Source organism: Kitasatospora sp. NPDC086791, from assembly GCF_040685975.1.
GTDB lineage: Bacteria > Actinomycetota > Actinomycetes > Streptomycetales > Streptomycetaceae > Kitasatospora.
Map to the genome: position 1 here is coordinate 38645 of NZ_JBFBOC010000015.1, position 13829 is coordinate 52473.

General features: G+C 74.3%; 11 protein-coding genes. 7 read left to right on the forward strand and 4 right to left on the reverse strand.

All coding sequences use genetic code 11. The features are described from left to right. Nucleotide 1 precedes the first annotated feature (1 nt). On the reverse strand, nt 2-1021 hold the full coding sequence (locus AB0Q99_RS20800; RefSeq protein ID WP_363573862.1) for a TAXI family TRAP transporter solute-binding subunit: 1020 nt from the start codon (nt 1019-1021) through the stop codon (nt 2-4). Between the two features lie 197 nt (nt 1022-1218). On the opposite strand from AB0Q99_RS20800, the gene miaB reads away from it, so the two are divergent. After that, nucleotides 1219-2721: a tRNA (N6-isopentenyl adenosine(37)-C2)-methylthiotransferase MiaB gene (gene miaB / locus AB0Q99_RS20805; protein WP_363573864.1), complete on the forward strand. Its 1503-nt coding sequence runs from the start codon at nt 1219-1221 to the stop codon at nt 2719-2721. A gap of 78 nt (nt 2722-2799) precedes the next feature. Then, nucleotides 2800-3498 (forward strand): class III extradiol dioxygenase subunit B-like domain-containing protein, encoded by a 699-nt coding sequence (locus AB0Q99_RS20810; protein ID WP_363573866.1) that lies wholly within the window; start codon nt 2800-2802, stop codon nt 3496-3498. Nucleotides 3499-3554: 56 nt separating this feature from the next. Here AB0Q99_RS20810 and AB0Q99_RS20815 read toward each other — a convergent pair whose 3' ends face one another. Further along, a complete protein-coding gene (locus tag AB0Q99_RS20815; protein WP_363573867.1) occupies nt 3555-3800 on the reverse strand; it encodes an antitoxin in 246 nt (81 codons plus the stop codon). 218 nt (nt 3801-4018) lie between these two features. Between AB0Q99_RS20815 and miaA the strand changes: the two genes are divergently transcribed. From miaA to hflX, 5 genes are all read left to right on the forward strand, one after another. After that, nucleotides 4019-4963 carry a tRNA (adenosine(37)-N6)-dimethylallyltransferase MiaA gene (miaA, locus tag AB0Q99_RS20820; protein ID WP_363573869.1) on the forward strand — a complete coding sequence of 315 codons (945 nt, stop codon included), beginning with the start codon at nt 4019-4021 and terminating at the stop codon, nt 4961-4963. 227 nt (nt 4964-5190) lie between these two features. Further along, entirely contained in the window at nt 5191-5703 is a 513-nt protein-coding gene (locus AB0Q99_RS20825; RefSeq protein WP_363573871.1) for a hypothetical protein, read from the forward strand. Between the two features lie 58 nt (nt 5704-5761). Next, a complete protein-coding gene (gene dapF / locus AB0Q99_RS20830) occupies nt 5762-6643 on the forward strand; it encodes a diaminopimelate epimerase (protein WP_363573985.1) in 882 nt (293 codons plus the stop codon). 192 nt (nt 6644-6835) lie between these two features. After that, complete coding sequence (locus tag AB0Q99_RS20835) at nt 6836-9067, forward strand: HD domain-containing protein (protein WP_363573873.1); 2232 nt, start codon at nt 6836-6838, stop codon at nt 9065-9067. Nucleotides 9068-9272: 205 nt separating this feature from the next. Next, complete coding sequence (gene hflX, locus AB0Q99_RS20840; RefSeq protein ID WP_363573875.1) at nt 9273-10775, forward strand: GTPase HflX; 1503 nt, start codon at nt 9273-9275, stop codon at nt 10773-10775. 93 nt (nt 10776-10868) lie between these two features. Here hflX and AB0Q99_RS20845 read toward each other — a convergent pair whose 3' ends face one another. Both AB0Q99_RS20845 and AB0Q99_RS20850 read right to left on the reverse strand, forming a co-directional pair. Then, the gene (locus tag AB0Q99_RS20845; protein WP_363573877.1) at nt 10869-11987 is read right to left on the reverse strand and encodes a hypothetical protein; all 1119 of its coding nucleotides are present in this window, start codon (nt 11985-11987) and stop codon (nt 10869-10871) included. Between the two features lie 72 nt (nt 11988-12059). Further along, nucleotides 12060-13262, reverse strand: a complete 1203-nt coding sequence (locus tag AB0Q99_RS20850) for a hypothetical protein (protein WP_363573879.1) — start codon at nt 13260-13262, stop codon at nt 12060-12062. Between the last annotated feature and the right edge of the window lie 567 nt (nt 13263-13829).

The following is a 13829-nucleotide window of genomic DNA, read 5'->3' on the forward strand; positions in this document are numbered from 1 at the left end:
CCTACGGCTTCACCGAGCGGTAGTAGCGCGCCGCGCCCGTGTGCAGCGGGAGCGGGTCGGTGTAGACGGCGGTGCGCAGGTCGACCAGCTGGGCGGCGTGCACCTGGGCGCCGATCTGGTCGCGGCTGTCGATCACCGCGCGGGTCACGCCCTCGACCAGGTCCGGGTCCACGTCGTCCCGGGTGATCAGCAGGTTGGGCACGGCCACCGTGGCGACCGCGTCCTTCGGCTCGGCGTTCGGGTAGGTGCCCTTGGGCATGGTGGCCGCCCGGTAGGCGTCGGTGCCGCCGCCCTCGGCCTTGTGCAGGGCCTCGGACAGGTCGCCCAGCGGCACGACCCGGATCGGGACGTGGTCGGAGAGGTCGGTGAGCGCGCTGGTGGGCAGGCCGCCGGACCAGAAGAAGGCGTCCAGCCGGCCCGCGCGCAGCTCGTCGGCGGCGTCGCCGACCCCGGCCGGGACCGGGACCACGTCGCGGTCCGGGTCCAGCCCGGCCGCCGCCAGCAGCCGCTTGGTCACCAGGTTCACCCCGGACTGCGGCAGGCCGACACCGACCCGCAGGCCCTTGAGGTCGGCGGTGCGGCGCACCGGGGAGGAGGCCGGCACGACCAGCTGCAGGTAGTCGTCGTAGAGCCGGGCGATCGCCCGCAGCCGGTCCTTGCCGGGGCCCTGGTAGTCGGCGACCGCGTCGGCGGTGGCGATCGCGAAGGTGTCCCGGCCGGTGATCACCCGGGTGAGGTTGTCTATCGAGCCCTCGGTGTTGTCCAGGGCCAGCCGCACCCCCGGCATCGTCCCGGAGACGTGCGTCCGCAGCAGCTGCCCGTACCGGTCGTAGACGCCGCGCGGCACCCCGGTGGCGAAGCGGACCTCCCCGCGCGGGTACCCGGGCGAGCGGCCCGCCGACAGCCACCAGCCGCCGAAGCCGGCGACCAGCAGCACCAGCACCAGCACCGTCCGCCACAGCGGGCTGCGGGCCGCGGTGCGGACGGCGGCACCGAGACGGGACGGGTTGGTGGGGGTCATGCAGGGATACTGCCAGGCGCTCCGGCCGAACGGGAGTGGAACGGGACGGGGAAAGTCCTGTGAAGGGGACGGGAAAGATCGGGGAACGGCACGCGGAGGTCCCCGGGAGGCCCCCGGGAACCGGGGCGGCGGGCCGCCGGGACCGGCACCGGGAAGCTCAGGGAAAAGCGCTTCGCGGCTGCCCGTACCCTGGTCTGGTGAGCGGTGAGAGCGGATTGAAGAGCTACAAGGTCGTCACGCACGGCTGTCAGATGAACGTCCACGACTCCGAGCGGCTGTCCGGGCTGCTGGAGGAGGCGGGCTACGTCAAGGCCGGGCCCGAGGGCGACCCGGACCTGGTGGTGTTCAACACCTGCGCGGTGCGCGAGAACGCCGACAACAAGCTGTACGGCAACCTCGGCCAGCTGGCGCCGGTCAAGACCCGCCACCAGGGCATGCAGATCGCCGTCGGCGGCTGCCTGGCCCAGAAGGACCGCGACACCATCGTCAAGCGCGCCCCCTGGGTCGACGTGGTGTTCGGCACCCACAACATCGGGCACCTGCCGGCCCTGCTGGAGCGGGCCGCGATCGAGCGGAAGGCCCAGGTCGAGATCCTGGAGTCGCTGGAGACCTTCCCCTCCACCCTGCCGACCCGGCGCGACTCCGCGTACGCCGCCTGGGTCTCGATCTCGGTCGGCTGCAACAACACCTGCACCTTCTGCATCGTCCCCGCGCTGCGCGGCAAGGAGGAGGACCGCCGCCCCGGCGACGTCCTCGCCGAGATCGAGGCGCTGGTGGACGAGGGCGTCATCGAGGTGACCCTGCTCGGCCAGAACGTCAACGCCTACGGCTCCGACCTGGGCGACCGCGAGGCCTTCTCCAAGCTGCTGCGCGCCGCCGGGCAGATCGAGGGCCTGGAGCGGATCCGCTTCACCTCGCCGCACCCGCGCGACTTCACCGACGACGTGATCGCCGCGATGGCCGAGACCCCGAACGTGATGCACCAGCTGCACATGCCGCTGCAGTCCGGCTCCGACCGGGTGCTCAAGGCGATGCGCCGCTCCTACCGGCAGGACCGCTTCCTCGGGATCATCCGGAAGGTCCGCGAGGCGATGCCGGACGCGGCGATCTCCACCGACATCATCGTCGGCTTCCCCGGTGAGACCGAGGAGGACTTCGAGGAGACGATGCACGTCGTCCGCGAGGCCCGCTTCACCAACGCCTTCACCTTCCAGTACTCCAAGCGCCCCGGGACGCCGGCGGCGGAGATGACGGACCAGGTGCCGAAGGAGGTCGTCCAGGCCCGCTACGACCGGCTGATCGCCCTCCAGGAGGAGATCTCCTGGGAGGAGAACAAGAAGCAGGTCGGCCGGACCCTGGAGATCCTCGTCGCCGAGGGCGAGGGCAAGAAGGACGACCGGACCCAGCGGCTCTCCGGCCGGGCGCCCGACAACCGCCTGGTGCACTTCAGCAAGCCGGACGAGCCGGTGCGCCCGGGCGACACGGTGACCGTCGAGATCACCTACGCCGCCCCGCACCACCTGCTGGCCGAGGGCCCGGTGCTCTCGGTGCGCCGCACCCGGGCCGGCGACGCCTGGGAGAAGCGTCAGGCCAAGCCCGCCGACAAGCCGGCCGGCGTGATGCTCGGCCTGCCGTCCATCGGCGCCCCGGCCGCGCTGCCGCTCGCCGCACCGGCGGGCGGGGCCTGCTGCGGCGACTGACCCGCACGCCCGGCGGACGGCCCGGTGGGAGCTCCGGCTCCCGCCGGGCCGTTCGGCTTCCGGGCTAGAGTGATCCACATGCTGGTAGCCGCCGCCGTGTGCCCCTGTCCGCCGCTGCTCGTCCCGGAGGTCGCCGCGGGGGCGGCGGCCGAACTGGACGCGCTGCGCGCCGCCTGTGACGAGGCGCTGGCGGCACTGGTCGCGGCCGGGCCGCAGCTGGTCGTGGCGGTCGGCACCGGGCCGGTGGCCGAGGTGTGGACCGAGGGCGGGGCCGGTTCCTTCCGCCGCTACGGGGTGCCGCTGGTCGCCAAGCTGCCCGGCGACCGGGTCGAGGGCCCGGAGCTGGCGCCCTCGCTGACCGTCGGCGCCTGGCTGTTGGAGCGCGCCGGGGTGACCCTGCCGACGCACGCCTGCGCGGTGCCCGCCGACGCCCCGGCCGACCGGATGCTCGGTCTCGGCCAGGGCCTGGCCGGGCTCGCCGACCGGGTCGCCCTGCTGGTGCTCGGCGACGGCAGCGCCTGCCGCTCGGTGAAGGCCCCCGGCTACCTCGACGAGCGGGCCGAGGACTTCGACGCGGCGCTGGCCGACGCCCTGGGCTCGGCCGACCTGCCCGCCCTGGCCGCGCTGGACCCGGGCCTGGCCGCCGAGCTCAAGGCCGAGGGGCGGGCGCCCTGGCAGGTGCTGGCCGGCGCCGCCGAGGGCGCCGGCCTGACCGGGCGGCTGGGCTACCGGGAGGCGCCGTACGGGGTCGGGTACTTCGTGGCCTCCTGGTCCTAGGAGGTCCAGGAGGTCCAGGAGGTCCCGGGACGTCCCGGGACGGGGTCCGGCAGCGGTCAGGACCGCGGGGGCCGGCCGTCCCCGCCCGGCCCGGGCTTGTGGGCGAAGTCGCCGACGGCGTCCTTCGCCTTGCCGGCGCCGTGTTCGATCCGGTCGCTGTACTTGCCCTTGGTCGCCTTGTCGATCGCGCCTCCGGCCTTGTCCACGGCCTTCTCGATCTGGTCGCTGTGCTTGGCCGCGAGCTCGCCGGCCTTCTCCTTGAGCTCCTCGGCCTTGCCCTTGAGGTTGTCCATCAGACCCATGGCGGTCCCAGCCTTCCCTGTCGTCCGTCCGTCCCCGTCCCCTGCACAACGTCCGTGCCCGGCGAAGCGTTCGCCCCCCGGCCGTTCCTCCCGCCGACCGGGGGAGCGGCGGGAGGAACGGCCGGGAACGGCCGCGGTGGCCGTCGTGCTCCCCGGGCCGGCGCGGGCGAGCGGCAGCCCGGTCTCCGGTGCGGCGCGGGTTTTGGGAGACTGGAACGGTGAGCAGCCTCCGTACCCCGCGCGTCGTCTCGATCGTCGGCGCGACCGCCGCCGGAAAGTCCGACCTGGCCGTCGCCATCGCCCGCAGCCTCGACGGCGAGGTGATCAACACCGACTCGATGCAGCTGTACCGGGGCATGGACATCGGCACCGCCAAGCTCACCGTGGCCGAGCGCGGGGGAGTGCCGCACCACCTGATGGACGTCTGGGACGTCACCGAGGCGGCCAGCGTGGCCGAGTACCAGCGGCTGGCCCGGGCCGAGATCGACCGGTTGCTCGCCGCCGGGCGCACGCCCGTCCTGGTCGGCGGCTCCGGGCTGTACGTCCGGGCCGCGATCGACGAGATGGAGTTCCCGGGCACCGACCCGGCGGTCCGGGCCCGGCTGGAGGCGGAGTTGGCGGAGGCCGGCCCGTACGCGCTGCACCGGCGCCTCGCCGAGCTGGACCCGGCGGCCGCCGAGGCGATCCTGACCGGCAACGGGCGCCGGATCGTCCGCGCGCTGGAGGTCATCGAGATCACCGGGCAGCCGTTCACCGCCAACCTGCCGAGCAACACCGCCGTGTACGACGCGGTGCAGATCGGCGTCGCCGTGCCGCGTCCCGAGCTGGACGAGCGGATCACGCTGCGGGTCGACCGGATGTGGGAGGCCGGCCTGCTGGACGAGGTGCGGGCGCTGGAACTGGTCGGGCTGCGCGAGGGGAAGACCGCCTCCCGGGCGCTCGGCTACCAGCAGGTGCTCGCCCACTTCGCCGGCGAGTGCACCGAGGACGAGGCGCGGGCCGAGACCGTCCGGGCGACCAAGCGCTTCGCCCGCCGTCAGGAGTCCTGGTTCCGCCGCGACGACCGGATCCACTGGCTCTCCCGACCGGCCGGCACCGACCCCGTCGAGCTGCTGGAGAACTCCCTCGAACTGATCGACCGTCAGGCGGTTCCGGCCGTATAGGACGGGTTCCGGCCAATTCGGCGGTGCACCTGCGCGCGCAGGTGACCGTGCAGGGCGCACCGGCGGTCACGGCCCGATCACGTGATGGCCACGGATCACCCGTCGACCCCGGTCAGGCCCGGAACGACCCTCTGGACATGCCATCATCGATGCCATAGGAGTCGGCCGAACGGGCCGACCGTGCCCGGCCGCGAGTCCGCTCGTGTCGAACAGTCAGGGGAGGCCGTGTGTCGACGGGTACCGGCCCCGAGCCCGGCCAGAGCGGGAGCGTCACCGCGCCGGCCGAGCAGTTCGACGAGTCGACGATGGGTGACCTCCCCGTGCTGACCGGACTGGAGGCGCCGACCTCGTACGCGGTCGCGCTGCCCGCCCTCGACACCCGCACCCCGCCCGGCGGCGCGGTGCACGAGCGGGAGATCCGCCCGCTGCGCCGGCTGCGCTGGTGGCAGACGCTGCCGATCGCCCTGCTCGGCACCCTCGGCTCGCTGATGTTCGCCTTCCCGCTCGCCTTCGGCTCGGCCGGGGCGCGCGCCACCATGGTCGGGATGCTCGGGCTGCTGCTCACCGCCGCCTCGGTCGGCTGGGGCGCGATGGCCGCCCGGCACGCCGGCTACACCTGGCCGGGTCTGCCGCGCCGGGGCTCCGGACAGCGGGCCGGCTGGAAGGCGATCGTGGTCTACACCCTGATCGCGCTGGCCGCCTGCGCGCTCGCCGTCTGGCGGGTCGCCTACCTGCGCTGACCGGCCCCCGGCTCAGTACCATCGGGGGGTGAGCGCATCCTCTCCCCAGCAGGGCGGCATCCCCTTCTTCAAGGGGCACGGCACCCAGAACGACTTCGTCATCGTCCCGGACCCGGACGGCGCGCTGGAGATCGGTCCTGCGACCGTCGCCGCGCTGTGCGACCGGCGGGCCGGCATCGGCGGGGACGGCCTGCTGCGCGTGGTGCGCTCGGCCGCGGACCCGGCCGCCGCGGGGATGGCCGACCGGGCCGAGTGGTTCATGGACTACCGCAACTCCGACGGCAGCGTCGCCGAGATGTGCGGCAACGGCCTGCGGGTCTTCGCCCGCTTTCTGGTCGAGTCCGGCCTGGCCGAGCCCGGTGAGCTGGCCGTCGCCACCCGTTCCGGGGTGCTCACCGCGACGGTCGCCGAGGCCGCCGAGGACGGTGCGCCCGGCGACGTCACCATCGACATGGGCCGCGCCCGGCTGCCCGGACCGGACGGCATCGAGGTCGCGGTCGGCGAGCGGCGCTGGCCGGCGCTGAACGTCAACATGGGCAATCCGCACGCGGTGGCGTTCGTGGAGAGCCTGGACCACGCCGGCGACCTGTTCGCCGCGCCGCTCACCAGCCCCGCGGGCGCGTACCCGGAGGGCGTCAACGTCGAGTTCGTGGTGGACCGCGGGCCGCGGCACGTCGCGATGCGGGTGCACGAGCGGGGCTCGGGCGAGACCCGCTCCTGCGGCACCGGCGCCTGCGCCGTCGCGGTGGCGGCCATCCGCCGGGACGGCGTCGACCCGGCCGTCACCGGCGAGGCCGTCGCCTACACCGTGGACGTGCTGGGCGGCCGCCTGGTCGTCACCGAGCACCCGGACGGCCGGGTGGAGCTGGCCGGGCCGGCGGTGATCGTGGCCGAGGGACGGCTGGACGAGCGCTGGTGGGAGTCCGTACGCCAGGGCTGACGGCCCGGTTTGCCCAATTCGTGCGGTGACGAATCCCCCCGATCGGGTGATACCGCTCGCGGACGGGAACCACGGCGTCGCGGAACGTGCTCTGCTCGGTAGCATGGACCACCGGGTCGATCACCCCTGGGAGGGGTAGCACGATCACCCCCTCTGGAGGGGCCGCGCCCGGCGACGTTGCCGGAGGTGCCGATGACCATCGAAGCCGGGCAGTCCCTGACGGGACAGCCGACGACCGTACGGCAGGCCGGGGCCAGGAGGCCCCTCGGAGAGCTGGGCCGGGCCGCCCTGGGCCGGGCCGGCCGGGCCGCGTTACTGGCCACCGGCCGGCCGCTCGTGCCGGACGCCCTGGAGCCGCTCGTCCGGGTCCACCGCCTGCACCACCCGCAGGCCGACCTCGGCCTGCTCGCCCGGGCGTACCGGCTCGCCGAGGCCAGCCACCGCGGCCAGAAGCGCAAGAGCGGCGAGCCGTACATCACCCACCCGCTGGCCGTGACCATGATCCTGGCCCAACTCGGCGCCGGGACCACCACACTGGTCGCCTCGCTGCTCCACGACACCGTCGAGGACACCGAGTTGACGCTGGACCAGGTCGGCGCCGGCTTCGGGCCCGAAGTCGCCTACCTGGTCGACGGGGTGACGAAACTGGAGAAGGTCGACTTCGGCGCCGCCGCCGAGGCCGAGACCTTCCGCAAGATGCTGGTCGCCACCGGGGACGACGTCCGGGTGATGGTGATCAAGCTGGCCGACCGGCTGCACAACATGCGCACCATCCGGCACATGAAGCCGGCCAGCCAGGTGCGGATCGCCAAGGTCACCCGGGACGTGCTGATCCCGCTCGCCGAGCGGCTCGGCATCCAGGTGCTCAAGGCGGAGTTGGAGGACATCGTCTTCGCCACCCTGCACCCGGAGGAGCACGCCCGCACCCGCGCCCTGGTGGCGGCTCACGAGACCGAGCCGGGCACCGTGCTGGAGCCGTTCGCCCGGCAGTTGGCCCGGCAGCTGACCGAGGCCGGGGTGGCCGCCGAGGTGACCGTGCGGCCCCGGCACTGCGTCTCGCTGCACCGGGTGCTGCTCAAGCGGTCCGGCGTGCCCGGGCCGGACGGTCGGCCGTCGGGGCCGCGGCCGGCCGACTTCGGGCGGCTGCTGGTGGTGGTCGAGGAGAACGCCGACTGCTACGCCGTGCTCGGCGAACTGCACACCTGCTGGACGCCGCTGCCCGGGGAGTTCAAGGACTTCGTGGCCGCCCCCAAGTTCAACCTCTACCAGTCGCTGCACACCGCCGTGGCGCTGAGCGGCGGCGCGGTGGTCGAGGTGCTGGTCCGCACCCGCCGGATGCACGAGGTCGCGGAGACCGGGGTGGTCGCCCTGGGCGACCCGTCCCCGGCCGCCGCCGCCCAGGACACCGACGAGCTGGACCGCACCGACCCGGCCCGGCCGGGCTGGCTCAGCCGGCTGCTGGAGTGGCAGCAGGAGACGCCCGACCCGGACGCCTTCTGGTCCACGCTCACCGCCGACCTGGCCGGCGACCGCGAGATCACCGTGGTGACGGAGAGCGGCGAAACGCTTCAGCTGCGGGCCGGCGCCACCTGTGTGGACGCCGCCTACCTGCTCGGCGAGGAGACCGGCCACCGGTGTATCGGCGTCCGGGTCAACGGACGGCTCAGCGCGCTCTCCACCGTGCTGGAGGACGGCGACCTGATCGCGGTGCTCACCGAGACCCTCCCGGCCGGCGGCGGACAGCCCTCCGGCCCCGCCCCGGAGTGGCTGGCGCACGCCCGCACCCCCGCCGCCCGGCTGGCCATCGAACGCTGGCTGGCCGACCCGCCGGCCCGGCTGCCCGCCGTCCGCACCGGTCCGGCCGCGGCCCAGCCCGCCCCGCCCGGCCGCCGCACCGCCGAGAAGCGGGCCGCCCCGGTCACGGTGACCGGACGGCCCGGGGCGGCCGTACGGCTGGCGCGCTGCTGCACGCCGGTCCCGCCGGACGAGGTGGCCGGCTACCCGATCCGCGGCGGCGCGGTGGCCGTGCACCGCACCGGCTGTCCCGCGGGGGAGCGGATGCGGGCGGACGGGCGGGCCGCGCTGGAGGTCCACTGGCGGCCGCAGGACGCCCCGGCGGCCGGGCACCGGGTCACCCTGCGGGCCGAGGCGCTGAACCGGCCCCGGCTGCTGGCCGACCTCACCGCGGCGATCTCCGCCGCGGGCGTCGGCATCGTCTCGGCCGAGGTCGAGCCGCCGCAGGAGTCGAGGGTCCGGCACACCTACACCGTCGAACTGCCCGAGCCGCGCGCGCTGCCGCGCCTGATGCGCGCGATGCTGCGGGTCTCCGGGGTGTACGACGTCGACCGCCCGCACGCCCCGGAGGGCGGCCCGACCCCGCCCCGCCCGGCCGCGGCCCGGCCGTCCGACCGGAAATGGGGATGACCGGCCCGCGCCGGGCGTGCGACCATCATGGGGAATTCACGGCCGGTCCACGGCGTTCCAGGGCACAGGTGCCCCGGTGGCACCGAGGACCCGAGGGGTAGCTCACCCCGCCCGGCGGTAAACCGGGGCGGCAGCTGGGCAGACTCCGCAGGGGACCGCCCGGCGGTCCCCGAAGGCCACCCGTACCAGCGAGCCAAAGGACAGAATGACCTCCACGTTCGACACCCGCGACCACGCCGACGCTCCGCGCCGCTTCGACGGTCAGCGGGCGGAAGCCCTCATGGACGAGGACCTCGCGGCCATCGACGAGGACCTCGGCCACCACTACGACGGAGACCAGTACGACCGCAGCGAGCGCGCCGCCCTGCGCCGGGTCGCCGGTCTCTCCACCGAACTCGAGGACGTCACCGAGGTCGAGTACCGCCAGCTCCGCCTGGAGCGCGTAGTGCTCGTCGGCGTCTGGACCGACGGCACGCTGGAGGAGGCGGAGAACTCCATGGCGGAGCTCGCCGCGCTCGCCGAGACCGCCGGCTCCGAGGTGCTGGACGGCGTCATCCAGCGCCGCGACAAGCCCGACGCGGCCACCTACATCGGCTCCGGCAAGGCGCAGGAGCTGCGCGACATCGTCGCCTCCACCGGCGCCGACACCGTGGTCTGCGACGGTGAGCTCACCCCGGGCCAGCTGATCCACCTGGAGGACGTGGTCAAGGTCAAGGTCGTCGACCGGACGGCCCTGATCCTGGACATCTTCGCCCAGCACGCCAAGTCCCGGGAGGGCAAGGCGCAGGTCTCGCTCGCGCAGATGCAGTACATGCTGCCGCGCCTGCGCGGCTGGGGTCAGTCGCTGTCCCGGCAGATGGGTGGTGGTGGCTCCGGCTCGTCCGGCGGCGGCATGGCCACCCGCGGTCCCGGTGAGACCAAGATCGAGACCGACCGGCGCCGGATCCGCGAGAAGATGGCGAAGCTCCGCAAGGAGATCGCCGACATGAAGAAGGGCCGCGACACCAAGCGCCAGGAGCGCCGGCGCCACCAGGTGCCGTCGGTGGCCATCGCCGGGTACACCAACGCCGGCAAGTCGTCCCTGCTCAACCGGCTCACCGGCGCGGGCGTGCTGGTGGAGAACGCGCTGTTCGCCACCCTGGACCCGACCGTCCGCCGGGCCCAGACCCCGAGCGGGCGGGTCTACACCCTGGCGGACACCGTCGGCTTCGTCCGGCACCTGCCGCACCACCTGGTCGAGGCCTTCCGCTCGACCATGGAGGAGGTCGCCGACGCGGACCTCATCCTGCACGTGGTGGACGGCTCGCACCCCGAGCCGGAGACCCAGCTGGCCGCCGTCCGCGAGGTCATCGTCTCGGTCGACGCGCAGACCGTGCCGGAGATCGTAGTGATCAACAAGGCGGACGCCGCCGATCCGCACGTGCTGCAGCGGCTGCTCCGCCGCGAGCCGCACGCCATCGTGGTGTCGGCCCGCAGCGGCGCGGGCATCGAGGAGCTGCTCAAGCTCATCGACGACGAGCTGCCGCGACCGGCCGTCGAGGTGCGGGCCCTGGTGCCCTACACCCAGGGCGCGCTGGTCTCCCGGGTGCACGCGGAGGGCGAGCTGCTCTCCACCGAGCACACCGGCGAGGGCACGCTGCTGCACGCCAAGGTGCCGGCCGAGCTGGCCGCCGAGCTGGAGCACTTCACGGTGGCCCTGCAGGGCTGAGGCCGTCCGAGCGGTGCGAAGGGCCCCCGGGACCGGTTCCCGGGGGCCCTTCGCATGCGTCTCCGCGGGGCCGCGTCGCGGGGTCGGCGCGGCTCAGCGGACGTTCTTGGCGAAGTAGTCGAAGGCCTGTTTCGCCTGGTCCTGCAGCGAGGGGCCGGCCTGGTACCCGGCCGGGCCGCGGTCGCCGATCGCGCCGACGCTGATCAGGTTGGGCTTGCCGTCCCTGGTGACGAACCAGCCGCCGCCGCTGGAGCCGGCGGTCATGGTGCAGCCGATCACGTACATCGGCGGGCGGGTCCGGTCGAAGGAGAGCCGGGCGGGCGGGACCGGGGAGTCGCAGTGGTTCAGCTCGGTGCCGTCGAAGGGCCGCTCGGCCGGGTAGCCGTAGGCGGCGGCCGAGGTGATCTGGTCGCGCGGGGCGTTGAACCAGACCGGGACCGAGCCGCCGACCGTCTCCTCCAGGGACGGGCCGGCGTCGCCCTCGGCGCGCACCCGCAGGATGCCGTAGTCGAACTGGTTGTGGGCGCCGACGCCGCTCTCCTGGAGCCAGGTCGGCGACACCAGCGCGCGCACCGCCGTCCACCGGCCGTACGGGGCGGCCTGGGCGTCGGGGTACGGCTTGCCGTGGTTCGCCCGGCCGTCCCGGTTGAAGCCGGGCACGAAGACCAGGTTCTTCAGCCAGCCGCCGCCCTTGCCGTCGTGCAGGCAGTGCGCGGCGGTGTAGACGAGGTTGCTGCGGCCGGGGTTGACCGGGTCGGCGACCACGGTGGCGGAGCAGGCCGCGTCGCCCTGCAGGGTGGTCGCGAAGAGCCGGCCGACCAGGGCGGTGGCCTGGCCGTACGGGTGCGGCTGCGGCGCGGCCGGGACGGCGGCGGGCGGGGCGTCCCGTTCGACTCCGGGGGCCGCGGGGGAGGCGAGCGAGTACTCCGGGGTGGGCCGGGGCTTGGCGGCGTCCATCCGGGCGGCCGACCAGTAGCCCCGGGCCGTGTCGTTGGCGAACCTGCTGTCCGCGAGGTACTTCGTCCAGTCCTCCAGCTTCCAGCCGGTCAGGTCGCCCAGGCTGGTGGGCGCGGACTTGGGGAGGGCGGGGGGCGGGGTGGCCGGCCTGGCGGGACCGTCCGGGCCGCAGGCCGCCGCGGCGAGGGCGGTCAGGGCGAACAGCGCGGCGCCGGCCGGCCGGGCCCGGCGCCCCCGGTCGGTGGTCCTCGGCATGCTGCATCGTCCCCCGTGCTGTGCTGGTGTTCCCGTCCGGCCGCCCCCCGATGGCGGCCACTGCTCCGACGGCTACTGCTTCCTGGAGATCCAGTCCAGGGCCTGCTTGGCGACCGACTCCAGGTACGGGCCGCTGAGCGAGGTGTGGTCCTGGGTGCCGATCGAGGTGTTGCTGACCAGGGCGGTCTTCCCGTCGGGCATGGTGGCGAACCAGCCGCCGCCGCTGGAGCCCTGGGTCATGGTGCAGCCGATGGTGAGCATCGAGGGCCGCTTGGCGTCGAAGGAGAGCCGGGTCGGCTTGCCGCCGTCGCACTTGTACAGCTCCTGGCCGTCGAACGGCTTGAGCAGCGGGTAGCCGACGGCGGACACGCCGAGCTTGTCGCGCGGGGCGTCGAACCACACCGGGACGGCCGAACCGACCGTCTCCTCCAGGGACTTGCCGGTGTCGTTCTGGTTGTGCACGCGCATCACGGCGAAGTCGTACTGGTTGGCGGCGTCGCCGGTGCCGCCGCCCTCGACCATCCACTGCGGCGAGGTGGTGACCTGGTCGGCCCACCAGGTGCCGAGCGGGGCCAGGTCGGACAGCGGCGCGCGCTTGCCGCCGCTGGAGGCGCCCGAGTTGTTGTAGGCGGGCACGAACACCAGGTCCTTGTAGTAGCTCCCGCCCTTGCCCTCGTGCACGCAGTGGCCGGCCGTCCAGACCAGGTTGCTCTTGCCGGGGTGCTGCGGGTCGGCGATCACCGTCGCCGAGCAGTTGCCGCGGCCGCCCTTGGCGGAGAAGAACACCTTGCCGGAGGGCTGCTTGGTGTACGGGCGCGGCACCGCGACGGCCTTGACCACCGGCGGCTCGGGGTCGGTCACACCGTCGTCCGTGGCGGGTGAGGGGGTGGCCGGGGCGGGCTTGACGGCGGGCGGGGCCGGGTCGGCGGGCTTGGAGTCGCCCATCGTGTCCGGGTCCCAGAAGTCCTTCACCACCGGGTTGTTGAAGACGTGCTTGGAGGCCCAGCTGTCCCAGTCCTCGAACTTCCACTTCTTCAGGCCGTCCCAGGTCTTCGGCAGGCCCTCCAGCAGGCTGGTCGGCAGGCCGGACGGGAGGGTGATCCCGCCGATCACGCCGCCTCCGCCGGTGGCGCCGCTCGCCGCGGCCGAGGCGGGCGGCGGCGCGGCGCTGCCCCCGCCGTCGCCCGCCGGGCCGTCAGGCCCGCAGGCGCTCACGGCGAGCAGGCTCCCCGCGACCACGGCGGCGGCCAGGGCTGACCGGTGGATCGTAGGCATCTGTGCGCTTCCCCCTGTGCTCGGTCTGTGCTGGGTCGGTCTGTGGCTGGGTCGGTCCGTGCTGGGCCGGTCGGCGCCGGTCGGCCGGTGACGGGTCGTCCGTGCGCGGCCGGTCCGTGGTGCGGCGGCCCGCTGCCCTGGAGTCTTCCACCGCGGAGGAGGACGGCCGTGCCCGCCCCCCGGGTTGCGGTACCGGCCGGGGGTCACCGATCCGTGACGCGGGCCCGGTCGACTCGTGGGCGCAGCAGGGCCTTTCGCCCCGTTGGTGGACAATGCCCGATCTTCACCCGGACGAGTGAGTCGTCCTTGTGATCACCCCTCAGGGATAGGTAACCCTTACCTGACGCGACGGTGCGAGTGCCCGCCGACCCCTCCACCACAGTGCGCGTCCGCACCCCCACGCGCCCCAAGGAGCAGCCTTGAGCACCGCCCTCACCGGAGCCCCGCCCGAACCGCCGCAGCCCACGGAGCCCCCTCGGGAACCGGCGGCAGCGCCGACGCCCGGAGCGACGAGCGACCAGCGCACGGTGGGGGCGCCCCCGGCCGAAGGCGGGCGGAGGGCCCCGG